Origin of the sequence: Ahrensia marina (assembly GCF_001293565.1) — a bacterium.
GTDB lineage: Bacteria > Pseudomonadota > Alphaproteobacteria > Rhizobiales > Rhizobiaceae > Ahrensia > Ahrensia marina.
Window position 1 is genome coordinate 72,975 of sequence record NZ_JXMU01000016.1, and the last position, 26,941, is coordinate 99,915.

General features: G+C 50.6%; 31 protein-coding genes and 1 tRNA gene. 20 read left to right on the forward strand and 12 right to left on the reverse strand.

The window, feature by feature from the left end:
* Positions 1 to 22 precede the first annotated feature (22 nt).
* The 5 genes from SU32_RS11630 to SU32_RS11650 are packed head-to-tail and all read left to right on the forward strand — an operon-like array spanning position 23 to position 5,248.
* Complete coding sequence (locus tag SU32_RS11630; RefSeq protein WP_053999540.1) at positions 23 to 1,555, forward strand: sugar ABC transporter ATP-binding protein; 1,533 nt, start codon at positions 23 to 25, stop codon at positions 1,553 to 1,555.
* Positions 1,552 to 2,532: an ABC transporter permease gene (locus tag SU32_RS11635; RefSeq protein ID WP_144421115.1), complete on the forward strand. Its 981-nt coding sequence runs from the start codon at positions 1,552 to 1,554 to the stop codon at positions 2,530 to 2,532. The genes SU32_RS11630 and SU32_RS11635 overlap by 4 nt, the downstream gene beginning before the upstream one ends.
* Positions 2,532 to 3,542, forward strand: coding sequence for an ABC transporter permease (locus SU32_RS11640; RefSeq protein WP_053999541.1), 1,011 nt, complete (start codon positions 2,532 to 2,534; stop codon positions 3,540 to 3,542). The genes SU32_RS11635 and SU32_RS11640 overlap by 1 nt, the downstream gene beginning before the upstream one ends.
* Positions 3,542 to 3,856: an L-rhamnose mutarotase gene (rhaM, locus tag SU32_RS11645; RefSeq protein WP_144421117.1), complete on the forward strand. Its 315-nt coding sequence runs from the start codon at positions 3,542 to 3,544 to the stop codon at positions 3,854 to 3,856. Before SU32_RS11640 ends, rhaM begins: the two co-directional genes overlap by 1 nt.
* Positions 3,857 to 5,248: an FGGY-family carbohydrate kinase gene (locus tag SU32_RS11650; protein WP_144421116.1), complete on the forward strand. Its 1,392-nt coding sequence runs from the start codon at positions 3,857 to 3,859 to the stop codon at positions 5,246 to 5,248. It begins immediately after the preceding gene.
* Here SU32_RS11650 and SU32_RS17660 read toward each other — a convergent pair.
* Complete coding sequence (locus SU32_RS17660; RefSeq protein WP_425394276.1) at positions 5,201 to 5,344, reverse strand: DUF475 domain-containing protein; 144 nt, start codon at positions 5,342 to 5,344, stop codon at positions 5,201 to 5,203. The genes SU32_RS11650 and SU32_RS17660 overlap by 48 nt on opposite strands.
* A gap of 180 nt (positions 5,345 to 5,524) precedes the next feature.
* On the opposite strand from SU32_RS17660, the gene SU32_RS17585 reads away from it, so the two are divergent.
* A complete protein-coding gene (locus tag SU32_RS17585) occupies positions 5,525 to 5,650 on the forward strand; it encodes a hypothetical protein (protein WP_281175885.1) in 126 nt (41 codons plus the stop codon).
* A gap of 125 nt (positions 5,651 to 5,775) precedes the next feature.
* Here the strand turns inward: SU32_RS17585 and SU32_RS11655 are convergent.
* Together SU32_RS11655 and SU32_RS11660 are read right to left on the reverse strand one after the other, a co-directional pair.
* Positions 5,776 to 5,852, reverse strand: a tRNA-Arg gene (locus tag SU32_RS11655).
* Positions 5,853 to 5,885: 33 nt separating this feature from the next.
* A complete protein-coding gene (locus tag SU32_RS11660; protein ID WP_053999544.1) occupies positions 5,886 to 7,049 on the reverse strand; it encodes a M20 aminoacylase family protein in 1,164 nt (387 codons plus the stop codon).
* A 147-nt stretch (positions 7,050 to 7,196) separates the two neighbouring features.
* On the opposite strand from SU32_RS11660, the gene SU32_RS11665 reads away from it, so the two are divergent.
* Complete coding sequence (locus tag SU32_RS11665; RefSeq protein ID WP_053999545.1) at positions 7,197 to 8,372, forward strand: D-alanyl-D-alanine carboxypeptidase family protein; 1,176 nt, start codon at positions 7,197 to 7,199, stop codon at positions 8,370 to 8,372.
* On the opposite strand, the gene SU32_RS11670 is transcribed toward SU32_RS11665, so the two are convergent.
* The 4 genes from SU32_RS11670 to SU32_RS11685 form a co-directional block, all read right to left on the reverse strand.
* Complete coding sequence (locus SU32_RS11670; RefSeq protein ID WP_053999546.1) at positions 8,338 to 8,580, reverse strand: sulfurtransferase TusA family protein; 243 nt, start codon at positions 8,578 to 8,580, stop codon at positions 8,338 to 8,340. The two genes, SU32_RS11665 and SU32_RS11670, sit on opposite strands and share 35 nt — an antisense overlap.
* Positions 8,581 to 8,659: 79 nt before the next feature.
* Positions 8,660 to 9,616 (reverse strand): acetyl-CoA carboxylase carboxyltransferase subunit alpha, encoded by a 957-nt coding sequence (locus SU32_RS11675; RefSeq protein WP_053999547.1) that lies wholly within the window; start codon positions 9,614 to 9,616, stop codon positions 8,660 to 8,662.
* 85 nt (positions 9,617 to 9,701) lie between these two features.
* Positions 9,702 to 10,619 (reverse strand): site-specific tyrosine recombinase XerD, encoded by a 918-nt coding sequence (gene xerD / locus SU32_RS11680; RefSeq protein ID WP_053999548.1) that lies wholly within the window; start codon positions 10,617 to 10,619, stop codon positions 9,702 to 9,704.
* A gap of 43 nt (positions 10,620 to 10,662) precedes the next feature.
* Positions 10,663 to 10,863 carry a hypothetical protein gene (locus SU32_RS11685; RefSeq protein WP_053999549.1) on the reverse strand — a complete coding sequence of 67 codons (201 nt, stop codon included), beginning with the start codon at positions 10,861 to 10,863 and terminating at the stop codon, positions 10,663 to 10,665.
* A gap of 143 nt (positions 10,864 to 11,006) precedes the next feature.
* Here SU32_RS11685 and SU32_RS11690 point away from each other — a divergent pair, with 143 nt between their 5' ends.
* From SU32_RS11690 to SU32_RS11700, 3 genes are read left to right on the forward strand one after another with little or no spacing between them, the layout of a single operon-like run.
* Positions 11,007 to 11,597, forward strand: a complete 591-nt coding sequence (locus tag SU32_RS11690; protein ID WP_053999550.1) for a shikimate kinase — start codon at positions 11,007 to 11,009, stop codon at positions 11,595 to 11,597.
* Positions 11,594 to 12,718: a 3-dehydroquinate synthase gene (aroB, locus tag SU32_RS11695; protein WP_053999551.1), complete on the forward strand. Its 1,125-nt coding sequence runs from the start codon at positions 11,594 to 11,596 to the stop codon at positions 12,716 to 12,718. The genes SU32_RS11690 and aroB overlap by 4 nt, the downstream gene beginning before the upstream one ends.
* Positions 12,719 to 13,969, forward strand: a complete 1,251-nt coding sequence (locus tag SU32_RS11700) for an HlyC/CorC family transporter (protein ID WP_053999552.1) — start codon at positions 12,719 to 12,721, stop codon at positions 13,967 to 13,969.
* 44 nt (positions 13,970 to 14,013) lie between these two features.
* Here the strand turns inward: SU32_RS11700 and SU32_RS11705 are convergent, their stop codons facing one another.
* On the reverse strand, positions 14,014 to 14,301 hold the full coding sequence (locus tag SU32_RS11705; protein WP_053999576.1) for a BolA family protein: 288 nt from the start codon (positions 14,299 to 14,301) through the stop codon (positions 14,014 to 14,016).
* 142 nt (positions 14,302 to 14,443) lie between these two features.
* On the opposite strand from SU32_RS11705, the gene SU32_RS11710 reads away from it, so the two are divergent.
* The 4 genes from SU32_RS11710 to SU32_RS11725 are packed head-to-tail and all read left to right on the forward strand — an operon-like array spanning position 14,444 to position 19,005.
* Positions 14,444 to 15,061, forward strand: coding sequence for a J domain-containing protein (locus tag SU32_RS11710; protein ID WP_053999553.1), 618 nt, complete (start codon positions 14,444 to 14,446; stop codon positions 15,059 to 15,061).
* Positions 15,062 to 15,115: 54 nt separating this feature from the next.
* Positions 15,116 to 16,102: a cobaltochelatase subunit CobS gene (gene cobS, locus SU32_RS11715; protein WP_053999554.1), complete on the forward strand. Its 987-nt coding sequence runs from the start codon at positions 15,116 to 15,118 to the stop codon at positions 16,100 to 16,102.
* A 10-nt stretch (positions 16,103 to 16,112) separates the two neighbouring features.
* Complete coding sequence (cobT, locus tag SU32_RS11720; protein ID WP_053999555.1) at positions 16,113 to 18,011, forward strand: cobaltochelatase subunit CobT; 1,899 nt, start codon at positions 16,113 to 16,115, stop codon at positions 18,009 to 18,011.
* On the forward strand, positions 18,004 to 19,005 hold the full coding sequence (locus tag SU32_RS11725; RefSeq protein ID WP_053999556.1) for an esterase-like activity of phytase family protein: 1,002 nt from the start codon (positions 18,004 to 18,006) through the stop codon (positions 19,003 to 19,005). The genes cobT and SU32_RS11725 overlap by 8 nt, the downstream gene beginning before the upstream one ends.
* Here SU32_RS11725 and SU32_RS11730 read toward each other — a convergent pair.
* The 3 genes from SU32_RS11730 to rpmB form a co-directional block, all read right to left on the reverse strand.
* Complete coding sequence (locus SU32_RS11730; RefSeq protein ID WP_053999557.1) at positions 19,002 to 19,595, reverse strand: hypothetical protein; 594 nt, start codon at positions 19,593 to 19,595, stop codon at positions 19,002 to 19,004. The genes SU32_RS11725 and SU32_RS11730 overlap by 4 nt on opposite strands.
* Before the next feature lie 94 nt (positions 19,596 to 19,689).
* Entirely contained in the window at positions 19,690 to 20,310 is a 621-nt protein-coding gene (locus SU32_RS11735) for a VUT family protein (RefSeq protein ID WP_053999558.1), read from the reverse strand.
* Between the two features lie 91 nt (positions 20,311 to 20,401).
* Complete coding sequence (gene rpmB, locus SU32_RS11740; RefSeq protein ID WP_053999559.1) at positions 20,402 to 20,692, reverse strand: 50S ribosomal protein L28; 291 nt, start codon at positions 20,690 to 20,692, stop codon at positions 20,402 to 20,404.
* 222 nt (positions 20,693 to 20,914) lie between these two features.
* On the opposite strand from rpmB, the gene SU32_RS11745 reads away from it, so the two are divergent.
* Positions 20,915 to 21,697 carry a DUF3108 domain-containing protein gene (locus tag SU32_RS11745; RefSeq protein ID WP_053999560.1) on the forward strand — a complete coding sequence of 261 codons (783 nt, stop codon included), beginning with the start codon at positions 20,915 to 20,917 and terminating at the stop codon, positions 21,695 to 21,697.
* Positions 21,698 to 21,720: 23 nt separating this feature from the next.
* Positions 21,721 to 22,629, forward strand: a complete 909-nt coding sequence (gene yddG / locus SU32_RS11750; RefSeq protein ID WP_053999561.1) for an aromatic amino acid exporter YddG — start codon at positions 21,721 to 21,723, stop codon at positions 22,627 to 22,629.
* Here the strand turns inward: yddG and SU32_RS11755 are convergent.
* Positions 22,616 to 23,068: a cupin domain-containing protein gene (locus SU32_RS11755; protein WP_053999562.1), complete on the reverse strand. Its 453-nt coding sequence runs from the start codon at positions 23,066 to 23,068 to the stop codon at positions 22,616 to 22,618. The genes yddG and SU32_RS11755 overlap by 14 nt on opposite strands.
* A 91-nt stretch (positions 23,069 to 23,159) precedes the next feature.
* Here SU32_RS11755 and SU32_RS11760 point away from each other — a divergent pair, with 91 nt between their 5' ends.
* From SU32_RS11760 to SU32_RS11775, 4 genes are all read left to right on the forward strand, one after another.
* Positions 23,160 to 23,900 (forward strand): class I SAM-dependent methyltransferase, encoded by a 741-nt coding sequence (locus tag SU32_RS11760; protein ID WP_053999563.1) that lies wholly within the window; start codon positions 23,160 to 23,162, stop codon positions 23,898 to 23,900.
* Positions 23,901 to 23,980: 80 nt separating this feature from the next.
* On the forward strand, positions 23,981 to 24,766 hold the full coding sequence (locus SU32_RS11765) for a chorismate mutase (protein WP_053999564.1): 786 nt from the start codon (positions 23,981 to 23,983) through the stop codon (positions 24,764 to 24,766).
* Positions 24,767 to 24,792: 26 nt separating this feature from the next.
* Positions 24,793 to 25,911, forward strand: coding sequence for a histidinol-phosphate transaminase (hisC, locus tag SU32_RS11770; protein WP_053999565.1), 1,119 nt, complete (start codon positions 24,793 to 24,795; stop codon positions 25,909 to 25,911).
* 1 nt (position 25,912) lies between these two features.
* Positions 25,913 to 26,842, forward strand: coding sequence for a prephenate/arogenate dehydrogenase family protein (locus SU32_RS11775; protein ID WP_053999566.1), 930 nt, complete (start codon positions 25,913 to 25,915; stop codon positions 26,840 to 26,842).
* Positions 26,843 to 26,941: the final 99 nt, after the last annotated feature.

The following is a 26,941-nucleotide window of genomic DNA, read 5'->3' on the forward strand; positions in this document are numbered from 1 at the left end:
CTTTCTGTAAAGGCCCGATAGAATGCTCGCATCGGATACAACCACACCAAAAACTGCCGAAGCTGCGCTTTCATTGCGCGGTATTTCGAAAGAGTTTCCAGGTGTAAAAGCCTTATCGGATGTTTCGCTTGATCTTTATCCAGGTCAGGTAACCGCCCTTGTCGGCGAGAACGGTGCAGGCAAATCCACGATTGTTAAAATTCTTACCGGTATCTATCAGCCGAACGGCGGCACGATTGAGGTAGCCGGGCAAAAAACACAATTTGCAAATGCTCACGCAGCCTCTGCCGCAGGTGTTACTGCGATCCACCAAGAAACAGTATTGTTTGATGATCTTTCGGTTGCGGAAAATATTTTTATCGGCCATGCGCCACGAGGACGATTTGGTCTGATTGACCGCGCAAAGATGAATGAGAACGCACGCGCCATTCTCAAACAAGTCGGCGCTGACATTAACCCCGTAACGCGCTTACGCGATCTTGGAATCGCCAGCAAACATATGGTTGCCATATCGCGCGCGCTATCTGTTGATGCGCAAGTGGTTATCATGGATGAGCCAACTGCTGCGCTATCCCATAAAGAAATTGCAGAACTTTACGAGTTGGTTGAAAAACTTAAAGCAGATGGCAAAGCCATTTTATTTATCAGCCACAAGTTCGATGAAATTTTCCGCATTGCCGACCGCTACACAGTTTTTCGTGATGGCCAAATGGCGGGCGAAGGCCTGATTGAGGATGTCAGTGAGGATGATTTGGTCACGATGATGGTGGGCCGCTCGGTCGATCAGATTTACCCCAAAAAAGATGTCACGATTGGCGAGCCTGTACTGACCGTTAGCGGTTACAGCCATCCGACCGAATTTGACGATATAAATTTCGAATTACGACAAGGCGAAATTCTAGGTTTTTACGGTCTTGTTGGTGCTGGGCGCAGTGAACTGATGCAGGCACTTTTCGGGATCACCAAGCCGTCAAAAGGAGCGATAAAAATCGCAGGTGACATCGCGATCGTTCGCTCTCCGGCAGAAGCGATTGGCCGCGGCATTGTTTATGTGCCCGAAGATCGCGGCAAACAGGGCGCAATTATTGGATTGCCAATTTTTCAAAATGTTACTTTGCCCTCGCTGCACAAAACATCGCAGCAAGGTTTTCTCAAACTGGCCGAAGAGTTCAAGCTTGCGCGTGAATATACTGCGCGACTGGATTTGCGTGCCGCATCGCTTGATCAGGACATTGGCGAACTGTCGGGCGGCAACCAGCAAAAGGTGGTCATTGCCAAATGGCTGGCAACTAAGCCGCGAGTTATCGTTGTTGATGAACCGACCAAAGGTATTGATATTGGCTCAAAGGCCGCAGTCCATGAATTTATGGGTGAGCTTGCGGCCAACGGCCTGGCGATCATCATGGTGTCGTCAGAACTACCCGAAATTTTGGGCATGGCCGACCGCGCAATCGTCATGCGCGAAGGCCGCATGGCAGGTGAATTTAAACGCAGTGAAATGACCGCCGATAGGCTGGTACGGGCTGCTGCCGGCATCAAGGAGAAAGCTGTATGATAAAGCAATTTATCAAATCACGTGAAGCACTGCTTGTACTGGCAATATTAATTCTGCTTGGCCTAATTTCGTCACGCTTTTCTGGGTTCATCGCCCCTAGAAATATGGCCAGCGTGTTTCAAGACACATCCATTCTCATCATGTTGGCGCTTGGCCAGATGGTTGTCATTTTAACACGCTGCATTGATCTTTCCGTAGCATCAAACCTTGCACTCACAGGCATGGTTGTCGGCCTTATCAATGTGGCAGCACCCGGCCTTCCTGTCCCTGTTCTTCTGCTTGTTGCGATGTCACTTGGCGCATTTCTGGGTGCGATTAACGGCATTCTGGTTTGGAAAGTCGACATTCCGCCAATTGTGGTCACGCTTGGTACATTGACGGTTTACCGCGGCATTATTTTTCTCATTTCTGATGGCGCATGGATCAACGCGCATGAAATGAGCGCCTCATTCAAGGCGTTTCCACGCTATGAATTGCTCGGCCAGCCTGTTCTTTCATGGATGGCTGTCGCCTCGATCATTCTGTTCTATTTGCTGGTCGTGCGTACACCTCTGGGGCGCGCCTTTTATGCAGTTGGCGGCAATCCGCATGCTGCCGTTTACACGGGCATCAATGTCGGCTTCACCCGCTTTATGGCGTTTGTGATTGCCGGTGCAATTTCCGGCGTCTGCGGCTATTTGTGGGTATCGCGCTATGCGGTTGCCTATGTCGATATTGCTGGCGGGTTTGAGTTGGAAGTCGTCGCGGCCTGCGTCATTGGCGGCATATCCATTGCAGGCGGCATCGGTACAATCGGCGGTGCGGTACTTGGCGCTTTATTCCTTGGCATTATCAAAAACGCACTACCCGTTGTTGATATTTCTCCATTCTGGCAATTGGCGATTTCAGGTTCGGCAATCATTATTGCGGTCGCGGTCAACGCCAGATCCGAGCGCAAAAAAGGCCGGATTATTCTAAAGAAAGCGGAGCATGCATAATGAGCAATGATTTTACCGCACGAAACATTCCCGACCGTCTAACAACACATGGCCAAAGAACGCTTAAAAGCTGGGAAACACTGCTCGTTATCATCGCGGTGATGGTGTTTGTTGTAAACGCGCTTTCATCGCCCTATTTCCTGAATCCGTGGAACCTGTCTGACGCGACATTCAACTTCACGGAAAAAGCCATGATCGCATTTGCCATGGCGATGCTGATTGTATCCGGCGAAATTGACCTGTCGGTGGCGGCTATTGTTGCGCTGGCTTCAACCGCCATGGGCTTTATGATGCAGGCAGGGTTCGGCACACCTATTCTGGTTGCGACCGGACTTACCGTTGGTGTTTTATGCGGTGCGTTTAATGGTGTGCTTGTCACACGGTTGGGCTTGCCCTCGATCGTTGTGACCATCGGCACGATGAGCCTTTTCAGAGGTATTTCCTATATTGTGCTCGGTGACAAAGCCTATACGGGATACCCTTCTGATTTCGCATTTTTCGGCCAAGGCTATGTCTGGTGGGTGATCTCGTTTGAGCTTGTTCTATTTGTTATTTTTGCCCTTATTTATGCAGTAATTTTGCACAAAACGAATCTGGGACGCGCGGTTTATGCGATCGGCAACAATCCGATTGGTGCAAAGTTCTCCGGCATTCGCGTCGAGCGCATCAAGTTCATTTTATTTCTTTTAACCGGACTCATGTCAGGTGTCGCTGCGGTATGTCTGACTTCCCGCCTTGGTTCAACGCGACCCTCTATCGCCTTTGGGTGGGAGCTTGAAATCGTAACAATGGTCGTGCTTGGCGGCGTCAATATTCTGGGTGGTTCAGGCACTATTCCAGGCGTAGTTCTTGCCGCATTGATAATGGGTATGGTGACCTTTGGCTTTGGCCTTTTGAATGTACCAGGCATTGTGATGTCGATTTTCATCGGCTTGCTGCTTATTGCAGTAATTGCCTTGCCGCGCCTTTGGTCGATGGCACGCGCCTCTCGCGCAAGGCGCAAAGCATGATGGAAAAAGTCGCGTTCAAAATGCAGCTTAAAGCCGGCTGTGAAGCTGAATATAAAAAGCGTCATGATGAAATTTGGCCGGAACTTCATACGCTTTTGAAGGAAGCAGGTATATCAGATTATTCAATCCACCTAGATGCTGAAACATCTGTTCTATTCGCGGTCTTATGGCGCACGGACAATCACACAATGGATGATCTGCCTTCCCATCCGGTCATGCAAAAATGGTGGGCGTACATGGCTGATATTATGGAAACGAACGCGGATCATTCCCCGGTGGCAACACCACTCCTCAACGTCTTCCATATGGATTAAGTGATGACGCAATTTATCGCCGTTATCGACATCGGAAAAACCAATGCAAAGGTCGCGATCGTTGACAAAGAAAATTGGTCTGAAATCGCGGTACGCACCACACCCAACAGCATTTTAAATAAAGCGCCCTATCCGCATTTTGATATAGAAGGCTTATGGAAATTTATTGTTCAATCGCTGCGAGCGCTCAACGAAACAAACCCCATATCAGCGATTTCAATTACAACCCATGGTGCATCGGCAGTATTACTTGATCATGACGGTGAGCTTGCATTACCGATGCTTGATTATGAGCATGATGGGCCTGATGCAATCAAATCCAGCTACAAAAAAATACGCCCCAACTTTGCAGAAACCGGATCGCCAGAATTGCCGTTCGGCCTTAATCTTGGCGCACAATTATTTTGGCAACAAAAATTATTTTCTAAGGAATTTTCGCAAGTCCAATCAATCGTCACTTATCCGCAATATTGGGCATTTCGGCTAACAGGTGTTCTGGCAACAGAAGTCACGTCACTTGGGTGCCACACGGATTTATGGAACCCATGGGAAAACAAATTATCTTCGCTTTGCACCCTGACCGGCTGGAACAAGCTTTTAGCGCCTATACGCGAAGCCAACGATATTTTGGGAACGATCACGCCGAGAATTACCGATGAAACAGGCATACCTGTCGATGTTCCTGTTTATTGTGGCATCCATGATTCCAATGCTTCACTTTATCCGAATTTACGCCAACGCAAAGGCCCGTTCAGTGTAGTGTCATCGGGTACATGGGTCATCTGCATGGCAATTGAAGGCAACAACATTAAGCCCGATCCAGCACGTGACACTCTGGTTAATGTGAGTGCCTTTGGCGATGCCGTCCCATCTGCACGCTTTATGGGTGGTCGCGAATATGACCTATTGTTGCAAGGCAATACTGCTGATTGCAGCGATGCCAACATTGCCACCGTGTTAGAAAAGAAAATCTGCCTGCTGCCCGCGGCAGAGAATCGGTCCGGCCCGTTTCAAGGCTATGCACAAAAATGGCAGGGCGATGAGCCTACTGATGGTGCGCGCTACGCAGCTGTTTCATTTTATCTGGCGATGATGACATCGGTTTGTCTGAACCTGATCGGGGCGCAAGGACCAATAGTCGTTGAAGGTCCATTTTCGCGGAATCATCCATTTCTCGATATGTTATCGGCAGCCACTCAAAGACCCGTTATAGCCGCATCCACAAGTGCAACAGGTACAAGCATTGGTGCAGCTATGCTCAGCGCTGATGATAGTGAGATCGCTAAACTTAACAGCGCAAAATGCGATCGAGAAATTGATTGCACTCAGAGCAATCACTTAATTTCATACGCGGATAGCTGGCGCGAAGCAGTCCGAAATATACAGCGATGACAAAAATGCTAAGATAGCATAGAATACGCCATGTTCGAGGTATCGATAGTCATTCAGTGTTCGATTATCGACAAGCATAATAGTCATCGCCCGCACATATGAAAAGCCCCATTTGACAGGTCCGGGTTGAATTGACCGCAGTCTATAGATTGAACTTGTGCCATTGCTACCTCGCCGCCAAGCGAATGATCGCAGCCAGCAATATCGTGCACTACGTTGAAGTTTTCGAATGTTGAAACAGATGGTGAATTGCGCAGAGGGTGAAACCGTGGCGCCTTGCAGATTGTAAAGATCGGCGGCCGTGATTTTGAGACGACTGGCCCAATCCGCATCAACGGCAAAACGCTGACGTCCAATCGCGGCGCGCCGAGCCTTGGCGAATATAATGCCGCTGACGCTTAAACCCAAACCGGCATATGAAGAATGATCAAACTATGCAGGCACTTTGGAAGAAATAGGGCGACTGTTTGGTTTCGGCAGTGTTGGAAACTGCATCATATCTGAATCAGACGAACAGAATGCCATAATGGTGATCCCGGCAGGAATTGAACCTGCGACCCTCAGATTAGGAATCTGATGCTCTATCCAACTGAGCTACGGGACCCCGCAACGCTGATATGCGAAAACTGCCCGCCGATCAACGGGCGGGGTTTTGCTCTGCGATCTGCGCCCAATAGCTGATGCCATACGGTATGATTTCGTCATTAAAATCATATTTGGGGTGGTGCAGACCAGCGCTCTCGCCGTTACCGATAAGGATCATCGCACCGGGCCGCGCTTCCAGCATATAGGAGAAATCTTCTCCCCCCATTAAAGGAGGCGTATTGATATCGATATTGCCAGCACCGACTACGGCGCTTGCAGCCTGCGTTGCAATCTCGGTTTCTATGTCATGGTTGACCGTGACCGGATATCCGCGGCGAAACTCCAATTGGACTTCGCAGCCATAGGCATCGGCGACAGATTGCGTGATTTCCCGTAAGCGCTTTTCACCATATTCACGAATATCGCCGTCAAGTGTCCGGATTGTTCCGCCAAGCTTTGATTCATTCGGGATAACATTGTGGGCATCACCGGCGTGGAATTTTGTAACCGAAACCACGATAGCCTCAAGCGGGTCCACATTGCGTGAAGCAATGCTTTGTAGCGACTGGATCAGCGCCGCGCCCGCCACAATCGGGTCAATCGTACTATGCGGCATAGCAGCGTGGCCGCCCTTGCCTTTCAGCGTGATGTTAAACTCGTCAGTTGCGGCAAAAAACCCGCCTTTGCGAATTGTAAATTCGCCCACCGGAACGTTGGGCATGTTATGCATCCCGTACACTCGGTCGATGCCAAACCGTTCCATCATGCCGTCCTTGACCATTTCGTTGCCCCCACCGCCGCCTTCTTCCGCCGGTTGGAAAATCACAACAATCGATCCGGCAAAATTGCGCGTTTCGCTTAAATATTGCGCAGCGCCAAGCAGCATGGCCGTATGTCCGTCATGCCCGCATGCGTGCATTTTGCCTTGTGTTTTGGAAGCATAGGGCTTGCCGGTCGCCTCAATGATCGGCAGGGCATCCATATCCGAACGAAGCCCCAATGTTTCGCCGTCGCCGCGATTGCCTTTAATAACGGCACAAACGCCAGTGCGCCCAAGGCCGGTGACGACTTCATCACAGCCGAACTCGCGCAGTTTTGCTTCTACAAATGCCGCAGTTTCGTGGACATCAAACATCAACTCCGGGTTTTGGTGCAAATGACGGCGCCACTCCGCAACTTCCTGCTGCATTTCCGCTGCCCGATTTAAAACTGCCATTATGTCGCCTCAACTTAAGTGAATTTGATGCCCTATAGATGGCGCGGCAAAGCTGCCACATCAAGCAGTTAATCCGCAAAACCACCCCTTAATTGTTTGAAACCGCAAGCAGCCTCCATTAAACAAATACATATAGTAGGAGAACTCATGGCCCGCACGATAAAACCAATATGGCTGACCATATCGCTAATCTTTGCGGCCATAATTTCCGTACATACAGCATTTGCAGGGCCATCAATATTAATCGAAATGAAATCAGGCCGCGTACTTGAAGCCAATCAGGCTTTTGACCGCTGGAGCCCGGCTTCATTGACCAAATTGATGACGGCTTATGTGACGTTCAGAGAAATCGCAGCCGGTAACCTGACACCTTCATCGCCGGTGCGTATATCCAATAATGCGGCCAACAATCCGCCAAGCCGGATGGGTTATAAAGTCGGCTCCATCATGACGGTCGAAAATGCGCTTGAAATGCTCATCATCAAATCCGCCAATGACGTTGCCGTTGCACTTGGCGAAGCGGTTTCAGGAACAGAAAAAGAGTTCGTTGCGCGCATGAACGCAGAGGCCAAACGCCTCGGTATGACCGATACGAATTTCACAAATCCCAACGGTTTGCATGACGAAAACCAATATACAACCGCGCGCGATCTGGGCATTTTGGCAACAGCGATACGGCGTGATTTTCCAGCCTATGATCCTATTTTTGCAGCCGAAGCAATCAGCATCGCTGGCAAGATAACCTCTACCTATAATCTGCTGCTCGGGCGTTATGACGGGGCGGACGGTATGAAAACAGGCTTTGTCTGTGCATCGGGCTTCAATCTTGTGTCATCGGCAACACGCAACGGCCTGACCATGATCGCTGTCGTTTTGGGCGCCGCTTCCCAGAAAACACGGGCCGAAGAGGCCGTAAGACTGCTGGAAAAAGGCTTTGCCAACGCCAATATGTCAGCACCGACATTGCTTGATTTGCCGCGCCCTGCAAATGCTTCCACACAAATGGCGAATATGCGCTCTGCCATCTGCACCGAAGAAGCACGGGCAACACGCTGGGACGGGCGGCAAATTGAGGGCTACATCACCTTTAACACGCCTGAAATCAAGGCCTTAACGCGCGCGCCCAAAGCGCTGTCTTCCGGACTTGGCGGAGCGGATGGCGTCTCAAAATCAGCGGTGATGCTCAATGGCCAGTTTGTAGAGGCTTATCCGATTCCTAGCGAAAAGCCGGTCAGACCCACTTTGTTGGAAAGCGGAGACCGCGAGCGTTTTGGTTTAAGACCTGGCTTTACTGTGCCGGTGCCGACCCAGCGCCCTTCTTGAGCAGAAAGCGATGCCCGCCTTCAACGGCTTCCGATGTGATCAGAGTATGGCCACGCTCGCGCACGAAATTGGGAATATCAATTACAGCAAGCGGATCGTTCGTTTCGATCCACAATTCGTCACCGGCAGACATATCCCGCATGCGTTTCTGGGTTTTTAAAACAGGCAGCGGGCAATTCAGACCGCGCAAATCATAAATTTCAGCCATTATACTGGTCACAATTTTCGATCATGATCTTCCGGCAGCCTTTGGCGTAAATCAGGATGATAAAACCTTTGAAAGCTGATTATAGATTACGCCCGATTGCCAAAAACTTTTCACGGCGCTGGCGCTTGATCTCGGCTCCGTCCTTGCCTTCAAATTCTTTCAGAGCCTCGGCAATACATTTTTCTGCCTCAACCATCACCGCATCCACATCACGATGCGCACCGCCTAAAGGCTCATCAATAATGCCATCGATAACCTTAAACTGAAGCAGATCCTGCGCTGTGATTTTCATGGCGGTTGCCACATCTTTTGCGCGCGCTGAATCGCGCCAGAGAATTGATGCGCCCGCTTCAGGTGAAATCACAGAATAGATCGCATGTTCCAGCATGAAAACCTTGTTCGCGGTTGCAATAGCAATCGCACCGCCGGAACCACCTTCGCCGATAACGATGGAGATAACAGGCACATCAAGATTGAGACACTTCTCGGTTGAGCGCGCAATCGCCTCGGCCTGTCCGCGTTCTTCTGCGCCGATGCCCGGATATGCGCCCGATGTGTCAACAAGTGTGATGACCGGAAGACCAAACCGGTTGGCCAGTTCCATAATGCGCACTGCTTTGCGGTAACCTTCCGGCCGCGCCATGCCAAAATTATGCTTCAGACGTGTTTTTGTATCAGACCCTTTTTCCTGCGCGATCACAGCAACAGGCTGGCCTTGGAAGCGGGCAAACCCGGTCACAATGGCATGATCTTCACCGAAATTCCGGTCACCGGCAAGCGGCGTGAAATCTGTAAACAGCGCCTCGATATAATGGAGGCCGTGCGGGCGGGCCGGATGCCGGGCCACCTGCGCTTTTTGCCAAGGCGTCAACTTACGGTAAATATCGACGAGAGCGTCTTGAGAGCGCTTTTCAAGCCGTGCAATTTCGTCGGCGGTATCAACGGCGCCTTCTTCTTTTGCGGATATTTTCTTGAGCTCAAGGATCTGACCCTCAAGGTCCGCGATAGGTTTTTCAAATTCCAGATAGCTGGTCATAGAACTCTGCCATTTTCACGCTTACTCTTGCAGCGTGAGGTGGCGGTTTCAAGCCGCAATGTCAAGCTTTGCAAATCTGATGCACTTAAATTTGTGCCAAAGGATGGTGCTCTGTGACCAATGCATGAAGCCGCTCATCAAGCACATGGGTATAAATTTGCGTCGTGGATATATCCGAATGTCCCAATAATTGCTGCACAACGCGCAAATCCGCACCATTTTGCAAAAGATGTGTTGCAAATGCATGGCGCAAAACATGTGGAGACAATTGGCTCGGCGATAAACCGCAGCGTGCGCCGATAGCTTTTAAATCCCGCGCAAACACCTGCCGCGCCAAGGCCTGCTCGAAATTATCGGCCGGAAACAACCATTTGCACTGGTCCGCCTTTTCATTTTGATCGCGAATTTCCAAGTGAAAATTGACAGCATCCATCGCCTTTTGCGACATCGGAACCATACGTTCCTTGTTGCCCTTGCCTTTCACAATAAAGAACGGTTCATGACGGCGCATCAGAGAGACAGGCAAGCCGACAAGTTCACTGACACGCAATCCTGTTGCATACAGCATTTCAAGCAAAGCATGATTGCGAACAGCGCGGGCTTTTAGTTTTTTCGACCGGTGCGGCGCCTGCGCTTCGCGCTCGGCCTGCTCCAGCAACCGCGAAACATCGTCTTCGCTCATAGTTTTTGGCAATATGCGCGCCTTTTTGGGCGATGCAATTGTCGCGGTCGGATCATCCGCGCGTACGCCTTCCGAATACAGAAACAAATAATATTGCTTCAATGCAGAAAGCCGCCTCGCCTGACTGGACGCGGCAAACCCTGCTGCTTCCAGTGAACCGATATAGTCCGCAATCTGGCTTTGAACGGCTTTGGCAAGTACCGTTTTACCATGGCTGCGCAAATATTGATCCGCATCGTCCAGATCACGTCTGTAAGATGATAGTGTATTGGCAGCAGCGCCGCGCTCGGCGCTCATCATTTCTAGAAAGGCATCAATCATAAGGAAATTATAGCTTCAAAATCTTACTGATCTGCGAAGGACATCATTGAGAGGCATTTTCGTCAATGGAATCGGAGGCGGCAGGCTGAACCTCTTGCCGTACAGGGTTTATTTTATCGGTTGGTACGCGCTCGGTCATTTCCCGCTTGGTGGGTTCCACATACATGACAAGCGCAAACATCGCGCCATAAATAGCACCGCAAATAAGTCCGATTGTCATTAAAAACCGAATTAAACTCGGCATATCACACCACCCAACTAACTATCATGCTTCATAAGCGGCTTTTCCGGCACAAATCAACCGCCAACTGCCCACAAGAGCACCGACATTCTTGACAGTAGCGACAAATTTGTGCGCTAAGCGGGTCCAGAGCGAAAGACAGTTTCATGGATACGGCAACTAAAAAACGCGCGGCCAATGTGCGTCATCTAATCGGGGATCAAACCATCGCGCTTGTCGGTCTGATGGGGGCAGGAAAATCTGCCATAGGCAAGAAGCTTGCGCTGGCTTTGAAATTACCTTTCGTCGATGCTGATACAGAAATTGAAGCGGCGGCAAAGATGCCCGTGGCTGAAATTTTTGAAGCTTATGGTGAGCCTGAATTCCGCCGCCTTGAGGCCAGTGTCATCAAGCGTATTTTGGAAAGCGGGCCGCAGGTTCTGGCCACCGGTGGCGGCGCTTTTATGAGCGAGGCAACCCGCGATATTATTCATGAAAATGGCATATCGTTGTGGCTGTCAGCAGATATCGATCTGCTGATGGTTCGCGTGAGTAAAAAAACGACAAGACCGTTACTGAAAAACCCCAATCCACGGGCAGTCATGCTTGATCTTATGGAAAAGCGTTACCCGGTCTATGCCAAAGCCAATATTGAAGTCGCCTCCGAAGATCTGACAAAAGATGAAATGGCCCGCAACGTCATTAACGCGTTGGACGATCATCTGTCCCAACACACACGGAAAGACCAACCGGCATGACTGACAGGAATTTGACGGAAAAGGTAAAGGTCGAGCTTGCCGACCGCTCCTATGATATTCTCATTGGCGAACATGTACTCTTGGGTGCCGGCAAACATATCAAATCGGTTCTGCCTGATGCCAAATGCGCAATCGTCACCGACGAAAATGTCGCCGCGATCCACTTGGAAGCTTTGTTGGAAAATCTCAAAGCCGAAGGCATTGAAGCCGCGCCCATTATTCTTCCCGCCGGAGAAGCAACCAAAAGCTACGCGCACCTTCAAACTGTTATCGAAGCCATTATCGAAATGCGCCTTGAGCGGGGAGATGCGGTCATTGCGTTTGGCGGCGGCGTTATTGGTGATTTGGCAGGCTTTGCGGCGGCGTCCGTCCGGCGCGGCATGAACTTCATACAAATTCCAACATCCCTGCTGGCACAGGTGGACAGTTCGGTCGGCGGCAAAACAGGCATCAATTCACCGCAAGGTAAAAATCTTGTCGGCGCATTTTACCAGCCCCGGCTTGTGCTTGCGGACACAACCGTTCTCGATACCCTGTCTGAGCGCGAGTTCCGTGCCGGTTTTGCGGAAGTCATCAAATACGGCCTCATCAATGATGCCGGTTTCTACAATTGGCTTGAGCAGAACTGGGACGGGATTAAAAAAGGCGGCAAAGAGCGCATCCATGCGGTTGCAACTTCATGCCGTGCAAAGGCAGCCATTGTTGCGCGCGATGAACGGGAATCCGGCGAGCGCGCCTTACTCAATCTTGGGCATACATTTGGCCATGCACTGGAAGGCATTACCAAATACCAGTCTGACGTGCTGGTTCATGGCGAAGGTGTCGCAATCGGTATGGTTCTTGCCCATGCCTTTTCAGCGCGTATGAACCAGTCGTCCCCTGATGATACGCAGCGCGTCAAAACTTATCTGGAAAAAGTCGGATTGCCGACAGATATGTCCGGCCTGCGCAACCATGTTAAAAGCGCTAATCAGATTATGGACTTTATCGCGCAGGATAAAAAAGTTTCACGCGGCAATCTCAATTTTATTCTGACACATGGCATTGGTCAGGCCTATATTGCAAAAAATGTACCGGCAGCAGAAGTGCACGCCTTTTTGACGGAAGCTTTGGAGAGCTAGATGGAAATTTGGATTACAACATTAGCGATCATCGTTTTGATTGTTATGTCCGCTTTTTTTTCCGGTTCCGAAACAGCACTTACCGCTGTTTCGCGCGGACGCATGAAACAGCTTGCCAATCAGGGTGACGCGCGCGGCGAAGGCGTCAACAAATTAACCGAAAACAAGGAACGGCTTATTGGTGCCCTGTTGATTGGCAACAATATGATCAATGTTCTGTCCTCGGCGCTCGCAACCACATTATTTTTGAGTGTTTTTGGCGAAACAGGCGTTGTTTATGCGACCGTCGTCATGACGGTTCTTCTTGTTATTTTTGCTGAAGTGATGCCGAAATATTTGGCCATTTCAAAAACAGACAAATTCGCCTTGACCGTTCAGCCGGTTATCCGTGTTTTTGTCATGGTAGTCTCACCACTTGCCTATGCGGTTGATCAAACCGTGCGTTATATTTTGGCGACCTTTGGCGTTCGGTTTGACGATAATGAATCCATTCTTTCCGGCCATGATGAACTGCGCGGTGCAGTGGAAGTGCTGCATGAGGAAGGCTCGGTTGACAAGGAAGATCGGGCGCGTTTGGGCGGTTTGCTTGATTTGAACGAGCTTGATGTGGCCGATGTGATGATCCACCGCACCAATATCGAAATGGTCAATGCCGATGATCCGTCGGAAATGATTGTGAAGCAAATTCTGGAAAGCCAATATACACGCCTGCCTGTCTGGCGCGGTGAAACCGATAATATCGTTGGCATTGTTCATGCAAAAGACATGCTGCGCGCTTTGCACACGGTTGATAATGACCCCGGCAAAATTGACATTATGAAGATCGCAAACAAGCCATGGTTTGTTCCCGATACAACGATGCTGCACGATCAACTTAATGCATTTCTGCGCCGCAAAGCCCACGTGGCCATTGTCGTTGATGAATATGGCGAGCTTGAAGGTCTTGTCACACTGGAAGACATCATTGAAGAGATTGTCGGCGAGATTGCCGACGAACACGATGTTGAAGTTACCGGCGTAAAAAATGAGGCAGACGGTTCGGTTCTAGTCGATGGCTCCGTACCGATTCGTGACCTGAACCGCGCTTTGGGCTGGGAATTGCCTGACGATGAGGCAACCACCATCGCCGGCCTAGTTATTCATGAAGCAAAACTCATACCGATGGAAAAACAAGCTTTCACATTTTACGGCAAGCGGTTTCTTGTTTTGAAAAAAGTCAAAAACCGCATTGAAAAACTGCGCATCAAATAAGCTTACAGCAATTCCAGCGTAGATTTGCTTGAGCGCTGATATTTCTACCAGCGCACTTTATCTGTAGTTGCAGCAGGCTCTAGGGCCAATGCGTGCAAGCCTTCATCGAGAACAGGCTTGAGCAATTCATTGATCATACGGTGTCTTTGGACACGCCCAACACCGTCAAACTTTGCCGAAATAATTCTGACACGCATATGCGTTTCACCCGATCCATCGGGTGTTCCGCCTGCGTGCCCCGCATGCAGATGGCTTTCATTGATGACTTCCATACGCACCGGATCAAGCGCTTGAGACAAGGTGTCCCTTATCTGTTTTTCAATTGAACCCATTTCATTGCCTTTCCAGCCTTGCAACGCCGCCCATGTCCAGCTAAACCGGTGCGTCGCCAAATGCACATGAATCTGTGCCTATTGTGTTGGTGGCAAAGCTGTCAATCCTTGTTTAGCGGACGTCACGTCCCACATCGGTAATATGACCCAACGATCAAAATACTTCGATAGCATCCGTATCAATCCGGGTGGCAAGAAAAAGAAAGCCGAAGAAGCGGCACGCAACAAATGCCAGTGGGCAGGTTGTGAGAAACCCGGTGCGCATAAAGCTCCGGCAGGCAGAGACCGTGAGGGCGAGTACCTGTGGTTCTGCACCGAGCACGTTCGTGAATATAACAAAAACTACAATTATTTTTCCGGCCTGTCGGACGACGACATTGCCAAGTTCCAGAAAAACTCCCAGACCGGTGACCGCCCGACCTGGAAGATGGGCACAGCCAATTCCGAGGCGAAACGCTCTGCACCGATTTTTGCAGACATGAAATCCGGTTCGGCCAAAGCGATGCGTATGCGCAATCCTGCCGCTTGGGATAATGTTGTGAACGCGAAACCGGTGCGTCGCCTGAAACCGCTTGAAGCAAAGGCGATTCGTACACTTGGTCTTGAGCAAACAGCGACATCTGATGAGATTAAAGCGAAATACAAAGAGCTTGTGAAAAAACACCACCCCGACGCCAATGGCGGTGACCGCACATCTGAAGAGATTTTCCGTGAAGTCATTCAGGCGCACAAAATTCTTAAATCAGCAGGCATGGCCTGATACTGCATAAATTAAAGGACGATGATCGCGCAAATAGCGCATCAAGGAGACATTATGAATAAGATCGATCTCGATATCGCGAATATGCCAGACACAATGGTTGATGTGCGCAAAACTTTCGGCATTGACGTCGATCTGGAAGTGCCTGCCTACAAAACGGCCAATAATTATGTGCCGGAAATCGATGAGGGTTATGTTTTTGACAAGCCAACGACGCTCGCCATTCTGGCCGGCTTTGCGCACAACCGTCGCGTTATGGTTTCAGGCTATCACGGCACGGGTAAATCAACCCATATCGAGCAGGTTGCGGCGCGGCTGAACTGGCCATGTGTGCGTATCAATTTGGATAGCCACGTTTCACGTATCGACCTTGTGGGTAAAGATGCAATCGTTCTGCAGGACGGCAAACAGGTTACCGAATTCAAAGACGGCATCTTGCCATGGGCCTACCAGAACAATGTCGCGCTTGTATTTGATGAATATGATGCCGGTCGCCCTGATGTGATGTTTGTCATTCAGCGTGTGCTTGAATCATCGGGTCGTTTGACATTGCTTGATCAGAGCCGCGTGATCCAGCCCCATCCGGCATTCCGACTGTTTGCCACAGCCAATACGGTTGGCCTTGGTGACACAACTGGTCTTTATCACGGCACACAGCAGATCAACCAGGCGCAAATGGACCGCTGGTCGATTGTGACAACACTGAACTATCTGCCGCATGATCAGGAAGTGGAAATCATCCTGTCCAAAGCGCCGCAATACCGCAATGAAAAAGGTCGTGAGACTGTCAACGCCATGGTCCGCCTTGCCGATTTGACACGCAACGCCTTTATCGCGGGCGATCTTTCAACAGTGATGTCACCAAGGACCGTTATTACATGGTCTGAAAACGCTGCGATCTTCAATGATATCGGCATGGCCTTCCGCCTTACATTCCTGAACAAATGTGACGATCTGGAGCGCACACTTGTGGCCGAATTCTACCAGCGTTGCTTTGGCGAGGAACTTGCTGAATCAGCCGCCAATGTCGTGCTGAGCTAACGGAGTAAACGTGGCAGGTCCGGGCGATAATTACAGAAGAAAACCCAACCAGAAGGTTGATACCGAACCGTTCAAAAAAGCGGTAACGGCCTGTATGCGCGCCATTTCCGGCGATCAGGAAATGGAAGTTGTTTTCTCTAATGACAAACCGGCTTTCGCCGGCAATCACGCTCGTATTCCAGACCTGCCCAAGCGCGTGACGAAAAACGATGTGATGATCACGCGCGGCGTGGGCGATTCAATGGCTCTGCGCGCTGCGTGCCATGATGAAACTGTGCATCGCACCATGTTGCCGGAAGGCGATCAGGCCCGCGCCGTCTATGATGCCGTCGAACAGGCGCGTGTGGAATCCATCGGCGCAAAGCGCATGTCCGGCGTTGGTGACAATCTGGCAGCGATGGTCGAAGACAAATTTATTCGCTCCAATCTTTCAGGCGTGACCGAAAAGGAAAACGCCCCGATTGAGGAGGCGATCGCCCTTGTCGTGCGCGAACGTTTGACCGGCCGCAAAACGCCGGAAGGCGCAGCTTCCGTTGTTAATCTCTGGCGCGACTGGATCGACGAAAAGGCCGGCGATGAAATCGAGCGCCTTGCAGCCGATATCGAAAATCAGGCGGCCTTTGCTAAAACGGTGCGCGACATGCTGTTCCGCATGGAAATGGCAGAGGATTATAACGGGGACGGACAGGATCAGGACGAAGATGAGTCCGACGACGAAAGCACGCCTGAAGCCGATGATGATGACGATGATGGTGGGTTGGACGATCAGGAATCGGGCGACGAAACCAGCGAAGAGGACGACACACCTATCGAAAGCGAAGAGTCCGAGGCTGGCGAGATGGATGAATCTGACGCCACTGCCGACGAGATGGACGAAGATTTCGATCAGGAGGCCGAAGAGCCCGGTGAGGCCCAGCGGCCTGATCCCGGCATTCAGGATATTCTTTCCGACATTGACTATAAGGTTTATTCGACTGAATTTGATGAAACCGTCGGCGCTGAAGAACTGTGCGATGAGGCTGAGCTGGAGCGGCTTCGGATATTCCTCGATAAGCAGCTCGCCAATTTGCAGGGCGTAGTCGGGCGTCTGGCCAACCGTTTGCAGCGCCGCTTGATGGCACAGCAAAATCGCTCATGGGATTTTGATCAGGAAGAAGGTTATCTTGATCCGGCCCGCCTGCCCCGCATTATTATCGAAGAACAATCTGGCGGTTTTGGCGCGCTGTCATTCAAGCGCGAACAGGACACTAATTTCCGCGATACTGTTGTCACGCTGCTGATCGATAATTCCGGCTCAATGCGCGGCCGCCCCATCACTGTGGCGGCAACTTGTGCCGACATTCTTGCGCGTACGCTGGAACGTTGCGGCGTCAAAGTCGAGGTTCTTGGCTTTACGACCCGCGCTTGGAAAGGCGGTCAGGCGCGTGAGACCTGGCTGAAAAACGGCAAGCCCAATGAGCCAGGCCGTCTTAATGATCTGCGGCATGTAATTTATAAATCAGCCGATGCGCCATGGCGCCGTGCCAATAAAAATCTCGGGCTGATGATGCGCGAGGGCCTGCTTAAAGAAAACATCGACGGCGAGGCTCTGACCTGGGCGTACCGCCGGTTGGCGGCACGTTCAGAGCAGCGCAAAATTCTGATGATGATTTCAGACGGTGCGCCGGTTGATGATTCAACGCTCTCCGTCAATCCGGGCAATTATCTCGAACGCCATTTGCGGGCAGTCATTGAAGAAATAGAAACCCGCTCGAATGTCGAGATGCTCGCAATCGGTATCGGCCATGATGTAACGCGCTATTACAGACGCGCTGTCACCATTGTAGATGCTGAAGAACTGGCCGGCGCAATGACAGAGCAGCTTGCGTCCCTGTTTGAAGAAGAAAACGGGCGAAAGCGCAGTGATTAAATTTGGCGGCGCTTTAGCCTTTTTTCTAGCGCTGACAATATTATCAGCAAAAGCCCAAACGCTTCAAAGCTTTGACGTACAAGCCCGGCCATTTGAGCAATTTCGAATTGGTTCTGATGAAAAACAGTTCGGGCCGCTTGAATTTGTCGGCGGGCTGGAAATGACCGGCGGATCACGTGATTTTGGCGCATGGTCGGGCATTACTATTTCCCCCAACCAGACAGATTTTGTCGGTGTTCTCGACACAGGTTTCTGGATAGATGGCAAAATCCTGCGCAGTGAAACCGGCGCACCGGTCGGGCTTTCTGCGCGTCTGCAGGAAATTTTAAATGAGGCCGGCTCTCCCATTAAACAAAAATGGCAGGCAGATGCCGAAAGCATTGCCCGTAGAGGCGATGAATTTTTGGTCGGATTCGAACGGGCGCACCGCATTGACGCTTACAAAGTCGATGCCAGTGGCACATATATTTTTCAAAATACCAGCGATCCGGATGTACCGCTTTTTGAGCTTCGCTCCAATCGCGGTTTTGAAGGCATAGGTGTCGCGCCAAAGGGAACGCCCCTTAGTGGCGCGCTTGTCGGAATTAGCGAGAAAAGCCTTGATAAAAGTAAGAATATTATGGGCTTTGTACGCCATGATCATGGCAGTAGTTTTGAGTTTTCTGTGGTTCGAACCGGCGAGTTTGATATAACGGATTTGGGATTTTTACCCAATGGCAACGTGATTACACTCGAAAGACGCTTCAACATTGCATCGGGCGTTGCAATGCGGCTGCGTCACTTCACGGCAAGTGAAATCACAGCAGGTGCTACCGTCGACGGAGAGATATTGCTTGAGGCTGACATGCTCTACCAGATCGACAATATGGAAGGGTTGTCGATTACAACGGACGAGGATGGAACGCCGCGCCTGACGATTGTCTCGGACGATAACCATTCGCTGTTTCAACGTAATTTGCTTTTGGAGTTCAGACTGACAGGCTCGCTGACTTAAAAATTCCGGCGCACACCAAAAACATGCGCATTATGGCCGCCGCCCATATTGGACAATGTGCCGTTGGCACCCGAACGGTGATGGGTGCGGTAGAAAAATTCCGTTTTCGGCAGTGGTTTAAAACTGAATGCAATTTCCGGCCCGAGATAGAACAGCAAGGATGCGTCTGTTCCGGCCTCTTTGGCGCGCTCGGTTTCAATACCGATCGTGTCGCTGACGACACTCAAACCGAATGTAAAGCGCGGGGCGACATTAATGAACCCGATATCAAGACCTTGGTGCCGGATTGTCGTACCCACCCAAAGTTCGGCACTGGTGGGGTCAGTATCGCCAAAGCGTATCGCTCCGCCCACTTCTCCGCCCAAAAAGAAACCTGAACCGAGTTCGACAAAATCCCGGTTGTAAATAGCGCCAAAGTTGAAATTATCCTCAAGTTCGCCGCCAAACGGAATGTTCGCATCGCCGGGAAATGAAGAATAGGAAAATTGGCCGACAAAGAACGACACGCCTTCAGAAAGCGTCTTTTCTCCAGCAAGTGCTCCTGTTGAAAATAACAATACACTTGAAAGTAAGGCCATGCTTTTGAACATGATGAGATCCCCACCACTCAAAAGCATCGTATAGAGTACGAATAATCAATGCAAACATTTTGAACTAATTGTGGTTAACACCACATTACTTTGCTCAAGCAGCAGCAGGAGACCTTACAAATAACCGGTATGGAAAAAGCATTGCGACACCGACAAATATTTTGACGATGAAATCACCGACGGCAAGCGATATCCAAAGCGGCACTTGCGCACCGATACCCAAAAACGGGACGGCAAAACCAAGAGACCCGTCTTGCCCGCCAAAATCCAGAAAACCGAACACGGGCGCAAAAGCAATTCCGAAGAATAAAATAGTATCGAGAATCGAGCCCAGAACAGTCGAAATAAGCGGCGCCTTCCACCATTGAGAAGCACGCAAACGGTCAAAAATGGAAACATCCAGCAACTGTGCCAGCAGGAAAGCGCTGCCCGATGCAATTGCAATACGCGGCGTTGCCAACCAGATTGACAGAACAACGGCCAATATAAAGCCGGAGAAAACAACAACCCTCGCTTGGCTCTTACCGAACCGGCGGTTTGTCAAATCCGTGACCAGAAACGCCATCGGATATGTAAATGCGCCCCATGTCAGAAGATCTGCAAGGTTGATCGCGCCAAGATGTGCCTGAACAGGAAACTGAACAAGAAAATTGGAGGCAACCACAACGGCGCACATAGCAAGGATGAAAAGAGAAGTGTTTTTTGAAATAAGCATTTTTTTACCCTGGGTGATGCCACCAGCTAGAGAAACAACAGAGCGGGCACTTGCCCGCTCATACTAAATCATTATTGCAACCCAAAGAAGCTTACGCAGCTTCAGCTTGCTTTTGCGCAATACGGCGCTTGATCAAGCGTGCACGCTGAGAAAGTTCAGCAGTTTTTGCCTTGGCCAAATAAGCGTCCAAACCACCGCGGTGCTCAACAGAGCGCAGTGTTGATGCAGCAACGCGAAGGCGGAATTTTTCGCCCAGAACGTCAGACATCAAAGTCACTTGGCAAAGGTTTGGCAAGAAACGGCGACGTGTTTTGTTGTTTGCATGGCTAACATTGTTGCCAGTCATGACCGCTTTTGTTGTCAATTCGCATACGCGGGACATAGTCTTTACCTCAAATAATTATGGCCTCTTGTCCAATGAAGATCAAAGCGAAACCTTAAATGGCCGCCGACGCTGTCACTTAGACTTTGCGAGGAGTCGGGGTTCTATAATGTTGAGTTTCCAAAAGGTCAATGCCCTAGCACTGTAGAATTGATCATATAAAAGGCCAAATTACATCAATAAGGTGTCAATGAGGGACTTATCACGAAGGATTACAGGGCAATGAAGCGCCTTTATACGATGATCACTTTCGCCGCCATATGCGCCGGCGCCAATGCAAATTCAGCTTTAGCTGCTGATTTCGAGAGTGAATATGCCATATCAGTCATTGGTTTGAACATTGGCAAAAGCAAATTCAAAACCTCAATCATTGACAACCGCTATAAAATTAACGGCACCTTACAGGCATCAGGCGTCGCGTCCATTTTCACCTCAACAAGCGGCAGCCTGACAGCCACTGGCAGTTTGGGCAAGGACAAGGTCCAACCGACCGCTTTTGATGTCAAATATAAGGACGGCGACAAAAACAAGAGAACAGTTCTTGAATTCTCCGGCGATAATGTGACCAAAGTTACAAACACGCCCAAATTAAAGAAAAAGGGCAAATGGGTGGATATTGAAAAAAGCCATCTGACCAATGTGCTTGATCCGATGGGCGCAATTCTTGTTCCCGCAAAATCCATGCGGTCGGTTTGCAACAATACATTAAAGATTTTCGACGGGGAAATGCGCGCCGATTTTCCCATGCGCTATTTGCGAACCATTCCGTTTTCGACAAAAGGCTATAAAGGTGAAGCGGTGACCTGCCGCGCCTCGTTCAAGCCAATTGCAGGATATGATGCCAAAAAAGAAGACATCAATTGGATGCGTGATAACGGCCGGATTGAAATCAGTTTCGCCCCTGTCGGTGACACCGGGTATTTTGCACCCGTCGCTGCAAAAATTAAAACACGCATAGGCATGGCAAATATCAGGGCACGGCGCTTTGAAGCATTGACAAAATAGGCGGTTGCGACGACACCGCTTTCATGGGCCAGAACAACGACAACACACACAAAAATAGCGCGACAATTATCGGTTTCACTGCCGTATTGATGTGGGCGCTGCTTGCGCTGTTCACAGATGCAACGGGCAATATTCCGCCCTTTCAATTGGCATGCATGACCTTCTTTATCGGCACACTGGTCGGTGTCGTCTGGAACCTGGGGCGTAAAAAACCGGCGGCGGAAAAACCTGTAAGCTTGCGGGTCGCCCTTGCTGGCGGCGGCGCGCTATTTGCCTATCACGCCCTTTATTTCGCAGCTTTGAAAAACGCACCGGCGGTGGAAGCAAGTCTTATTGCTTATCTGTGGCCATTGCTCATCGTGGTGTGTAGCGCGTTGCTACCGGGTGAAAAACTGGGATGGCATCACATTATTGGCGCGCTGGCCGGTTTTACCGGCACCATATTGATTGTTACCGGCGGCAAAGGTTTCACCATCGATCCGGATGCGACACTGGGCTACGCGCTGGCCTTTGCGGCCGCCTTCACATGGACCGGCTATTCCCTGATCTCGCGCAAATTTGCAGATGTCCCCACCAAAAGCGTCATCGCCTATTGCGCAGTGACAACCGTGCTCGCACTGGTCGCCCATCTGATATTTGAAAAAACCATCATGCCGGACAGCGCGGTTGAATGGATGGCAGTTATCGGCCTTGGTCTATTGCCTGTCGGCGCGGCATTTTACACATGGGACTTCGGCATGAAGCGCGGTGATGTTCAGGTCATCGGCGCTTCCAGCTATGCCGCGCCCCTGCTCTCTACAATTATCCTGATTGCGTTTGGCAGCGCGCTCTTTTCATGGTCGATCGTATTGGCCTGCCTTCTGATTACATTTGGCGCGATGCTGGCCGCGAAAAATATCATTTTACGAGGCAAGAAGCCTAAACACCTTTAGGTTTGCGCGGGGTGGGCTTCCAGTCCGGCGCAGCAAGTTCAAAACTTGAAAATTCAAATCCCGGCGCAACCGTGCATCCAACCAGTGTCCAGCGGCCAAGCGATGTGGCCGTTTGCCACCAATTGGCAGGAACGATGATCTGCGGTCGCTCGCCCATCGCAAGATTGGTGCCCAGTCGGTAGGATTGCGCATCATGGCCATTGGCCGACATTGTCAGAGCCAGCGGCGCACCGGCATAAAAATGCCAGCCTTCAGCAGCATCTCGAACACGGTGCCAATGCGATGTTTCTCCTGCTTCCAGTAAAAAGTAAATTGCGGTGGAATATGCGCGACCCTGATGATTCCCTTCATCGCGAAAGCTCTCCACATAAGAGCCGCCTTCCGGATGCGGCTGCATTTTCAGCAAATCTCTGATTTCGTCCGGCGTTAATTCATTCATTTCGTCACCATTTAGCACTTGTCGAACGGGTCGCTACAACGCACATTAAACCCATGGCAACAATCCATAAATCAAAGCAGAGCAAAAGCCCATGAACGCCGATATTGTGGAAATGCGCGCTTTTTATCATTCTGCACTTGGAGAACGCAGCAGCAATGCGATTGCCATGGCGCTCACACGCATTTGGGAGCCTGTTGCCAATGAGCGTTTGCTTGGCCTTGGCTACACACGTCCTTGGCTAGAGCGGTTTGAAAGCGATGCACAGATAACGCTTTCATTCATGCTGGCTGAACATGGCGCCGCCAGATGGCCGCGCACCGGCCCTTCGCGCTCTGCTTTGGTTTTTGACGAAGAATTACCCCTTGCAAACGGTTCCATCGACAGGGTTCTTGCCGTTCACACATTGGAGTATGCGGAAAGTCCGCGTGAAACATTGATGGAGCTTTGGCGGGTTCTAGCCCCCAACGGAAAACTGGTATTGGTTGTTCCCAACAGACGCGGCGTATGGGCGCGTATCGACACAACACCTTTTGGCAATGGCCGCCCGTTCTCATCGGGCCAGCTGCGCAACCTGTTGCGCGAAACCAATTTTACCCCCGCGCATGAGACCGAAGCCTTGTTCTTTCCGCCCAGCAGACGCTTTCTGGCGCTCAAGCTTTCCAACCAGTTTGAAAGCATTGGCCTGCGTATCGGGCGTCTGTTTGGCGGCGTTATTGTGATCGAAGCACAAAAACGACTTTATCAGGGCTTACCGGTTGCCGGCCGTCAATCAAGACGTGTTTTCGTTCCAGCACTTTCTCCGCAAGGTGCAACAAGAAATCAAATGGATTGACGCCTTTGCATTTACGATAAACTCCACGTAAAAAATCCCGTGCCTGACCGGCACAGACAACAAACATCCCAGAGAATCATATGACCGCAAACAATCTCCAGCGACTGACAGAACTTCGTGCAAAAATCGATGCCGTGGATGAGTCGGTTCATAATCTCTTGATGCAACGTGCCAGTGTTATCGACGAACTGATCAAGGTCAAAGGAGCGGCAACGCAAAAAGGTGCGGCCTTTCATCCCGGACGTGAAGCCAGCATGATGGTCCAGTTCGCCAAGCGTCATGGCGGCTCGTTACCGCTGGAAATGATCATCCATATCTGGCGCGATATCATTTCCACATTTACTTATCTTCAGGCCAATTACACCGTGCATTTGTCCGATGTGGGCGATACGAATTTACTGCGCGATATGGCGCGTTTTCAGTTCGGCTTTACAGTGCCGTTTCAAAACCACGACAGCATCAAACAGGCTTTCGGCGTTATGGCCGAAACCGGCAATGCGCTGGCCGTTATCGCTGTTGAAGGCGAAAAGTGCTGGTGGCAATATCTGGGCGGCAAAAACGGTCTTGGCTTGATGGCAAGACTGCCCGTGCTTGTTGAAACAAAGCTGCCGTCCGTTGACGCATTTGTTGTTGCACCGCCGACAACAGAAGCAATTCCGTTTGATTGGCGGACTTATGCTGGCTTTGTGGAAAGCACGGATGCTTTGAATGATTGGACAGGCGGCAAAGTGATCGCGATAGACACAGACGAGCAAGGCAGGTATCAGGCGCTTATTGCCATCGCCGATGGCGGTGCAGCACCAAAGAGCATGCTCGACATTCGTGCTGTAGGTGGTTATTTCGAGCAAATAGAACCGGCAGCGTAATCGCTCTTCACAATCTGGATATTAAGATGACAGCACAATCACCCAAAGCCACCCGACCTGAGCCTAACAAAGGCGTAATGGATATAGCGGCCTATGTACCAGGTAGTGACAAAGCCAATCCGAATGTCAAACTGCACAAATTGTCGTCCAATGAAACGCCGATCGGCCCAAGCCCTGCTGCCGTCGACGCCTATAATAATTGTGCAAACAAGCTTGAAATTTATCCGGATGGTTCGGCGACAGAATTGCGCGATGCCATTGCAAAGACACACGGGCTCAATCCTGAGAATATCCTATGTTCGAACGGCTCTGATGAAATATTGGGCTTGCTCGCCAGCACCTATATCGGCCCCGGCGATGAAGGTATTTTCACCGAGCACGGCTTTCTTGTTTACAAAATCCAGATCAAAGCCGCTGGCGGCGTTCCCGTTGTCGTTCCGGAAACAGACTTGAAAGCAGATGTGGACGCTATTCTCGCTGCTGTTACCGAGCGTACAAAGATCGTATTTCTTGCCAATCCGAACAATCCGACCGGCACTTATATGAGTGATTCAGAAGTGCGACGCCTGCAGGAAAATCTGCCGCCGCACGTCATGCTAGTTCTGGATGCGGCCTATGCGGAATATGTACGCCGCAATGATTATGCGTCAGGTATTGAATTGGTCTCCGCAAGCCAGAATGTCGTCATGACGCGAACCTTTTCAAAGATATACGGCCTTGCCGCGCTTCGCATCGGCTGGATGTATGCGCCTGCCCACATTGTGGATGCGGTCAACCGTGTACGCGGTCCGTTCAATGTCAATTCCGCTGCTATTGCTGCCGGTGCTGCGGCAATGAAAGACCGTGCGCATATTGATAAATCAGTCGCTCATAATGACGAATGGCTGCCAAAGCTGACCGATGCACTCACTGCCATTGGCCTCAAAGTTACGCCAAGCGTCGGCAATTTTATTCTGATGCATTTTCCTGAAGGCGATGATGTTCACACATCCGAGGCGGCGGACGCTTACCTGACCGACCGCGGTTTCGTTCTGCGACGTGTGGCAGCGTATGGCCTTCCTAACGCTCTACGCATGACAATCGGCTCTGAAGAAGCAAATCAGGGCGTCATCAACGCACTGACAGAATTTATGAAAACGACCTGATATGCCTCTTGATAACCCTTTATTTGAGCGCATTGCCTTAGTTGGCATTGGCTTGATCGGCTCGTCCTTGGCACGTGTGATCGAGCGCGAAAAGATAGCAAACGCTGTTGTCGTCTCGACGCGCAGTGAAAAAACGCTCAAGCGCGCAGAAGAGCTGCGCCTTGGAACGCACTACACAATCGATGCGGCAGAAGCTGTCAAAGATGCCGATCTTGTCATCGTCTCTGTTCCGGTTGGCGCGTCAGGTGCGGTCGCCGCACAAATTGCTTCCTCGCTCAAACCCGGTGCGATTGTTACCGATGTCGGCTCGACAAAGGCTTCGGTTATTCGCCAGATGAAGCCTGAACTGCCGGACAATGTGCATTTTATTGCAGGCCACCCGATTGCCGGTACCGAATATTCCGGTCCGGATGCGGGCTTTGCCAGCCTGTTCGAGGGCCGTTGGTGTATCCTGACACCGGATCAAAACACTGATCCGGCGGCACTGCAAAAGCTGAGCAGCTTCTGGAGCGCTTGCGGCTCTGATGTCGAGACAATGGACCCTGCCCACCACGATCAAGTGCTTGCGCTCGTCTCTCACCTGCCGCAACTCATCAGTTACAATATAGTCGGCACAGCGTCTGATTTCGAATCGGTTTCAGAGGCTGATGTGATTAAATATTCCGCATCGGGCTTTCGCGATTTTACCCGCCTTGCGGCGTCTGATCCGACAATGTGGCGTGATGTTTGCCTTCATAACAAAGACGCAATTCTAGAAATGCTGGCGCGTTTTTCAGAAGATCTATCCTCCATGCGCGCGAGTATCCGCCGCGGTGACGGTGATGCTTTGTTTGAGTTGTTCACCAAAACCCGCTCTATCCGCCGGTCCATTATTGAGGCCGGACAGGATATTGATACGCCGAACTTTGGCCGTACACCTTCCAAAGGTTGAGCTAAGCAATAAGAGCAATTCCCTATAGGAGTTGCTCTAAAGCGTGTCTGCGTTTCACTGAATCGCATCCACGCTCTACCCCTTTGATTTGCCGCATGT

Coding starts and splice junctions, on each gene's coding strand:
- SU32_RS11765 (WP_053999564.1), top strand. CDS start 23,981: ATGACCGCAAACAATCTCCAGCGACTGACAGAACTTCGTGCAAAAATC.
- SU32_RS11690 (WP_053999550.1), top strand. CDS start 11,007: ATGGATACGGCAACTAAAAAACGCGCGGCCAATGTGCGTCATCTAATC.
- aroB (WP_053999551.1), top strand. CDS start 11,594: ATGACTGACAGGAATTTGACGGAAAAGGTAAAGGTCGAGCTTGCCGAC.
- SU32_RS11635 (WP_144421115.1), top strand. CDS start 1,552: ATGATAAAGCAATTTATCAAATCACGTGAAGCACTGCTTGTACTGGCA.
- SU32_RS11630 (WP_053999540.1), top strand. CDS start 23: ATGCTCGCATCGGATACAACCACACCAAAAACTGCCGAAGCTGCGCTT.
- xerD (WP_053999548.1), bottom strand. CDS start 10,619: ATGATTGATGCCTTTCTAGAAATGATGAGCGCCGAGCGCGGCGCTGCT.
- yddG (WP_053999561.1), top strand. CDS start 21,721: ATGGGCCAGAACAACGACAACACACACAAAAATAGCGCGACAATTATC.
- SU32_RS11745 (WP_053999560.1), top strand. CDS start 20,915: ATGAAGCGCCTTTATACGATGATCACTTTCGCCGCCATATGCGCCGGC.
- SU32_RS11730 (WP_053999557.1), bottom strand. CDS start 19,595: ATGTTCAAAAGCATGGCCTTACTTTCAAGTGTATTGTTATTTTCAACA.
- SU32_RS11685 (WP_053999549.1), bottom strand. CDS start 10,863: ATGCCGAGTTTAATTCGGTTTTTAATGACAATCGGACTTATTTGCGGT.
- SU32_RS11640 (WP_053999541.1), top strand. CDS start 2,532: ATGAGCAATGATTTTACCGCACGAAACATTCCCGACCGTCTAACAACA.
- SU32_RS11755 (WP_053999562.1), bottom strand. CDS start 23,068: ATGAATGAATTAACGCCGGACGAAATCAGAGATTTGCTGAAAATGCAG.
- SU32_RS11670 (WP_053999546.1), bottom strand. CDS start 8,580: ATGGCTGAAATTTATGATTTGCGCGGTCTGAATTGCCCGCTGCCTGTT.
- SU32_RS11775 (WP_053999566.1), top strand. CDS start 25,913: ATGCCTCTTGATAACCCTTTATTTGAGCGCATTGCCTTAGTTGGCATT.
- cobS (WP_053999554.1), top strand. CDS start 15,116: ATGAATAAGATCGATCTCGATATCGCGAATATGCCAGACACAATGGTT.
- rpmB (WP_053999559.1), bottom strand. CDS start 20,692: ATGTCCCGCGTATGCGAATTGACAACAAAAGCGGTCATGACTGGCAAC.
- SU32_RS11700 (WP_053999552.1), top strand. CDS start 12,719: ATGGAAATTTGGATTACAACATTAGCGATCATCGTTTTGATTGTTATG.
- SU32_RS11705 (WP_053999576.1), bottom strand. CDS start 14,301: ATGGGTTCAATTGAAAAACAGATAAGGGACACCTTGTCTCAAGCGCTT.
- SU32_RS11735 (WP_053999558.1), bottom strand. CDS start 20,310: ATGCTTATTTCAAAAAACACTTCTCTTTTCATCCTTGCTATGTGCGCC.
- SU32_RS11665 (WP_053999545.1), top strand. CDS start 7,197: ATGGCCCGCACGATAAAACCAATATGGCTGACCATATCGCTAATCTTT.
- SU32_RS11760 (WP_053999563.1), top strand. CDS start 23,160: ATGAACGCCGATATTGTGGAAATGCGCGCTTTTTATCATTCTGCACTT.
- SU32_RS11675 (WP_053999547.1), bottom strand. CDS start 9,616: ATGACCAGCTATCTGGAATTTGAAAAACCTATCGCGGACCTTGAGGGT.
- rhaM (WP_144421117.1), top strand. CDS start 3,542: ATGGAAAAAGTCGCGTTCAAAATGCAGCTTAAAGCCGGCTGTGAAGCT.
- SU32_RS11660 (WP_053999544.1), bottom strand. CDS start 7,049: ATGGCAGTTTTAAATCGGGCAGCGGAAATGCAGCAGGAAGTTGCGGAG.
- SU32_RS11710 (WP_053999553.1), top strand. CDS start 14,444: ATGACCCAACGATCAAAATACTTCGATAGCATCCGTATCAATCCGGGT.
- hisC (WP_053999565.1), top strand. CDS start 24,793: ATGACAGCACAATCACCCAAAGCCACCCGACCTGAGCCTAACAAAGGC.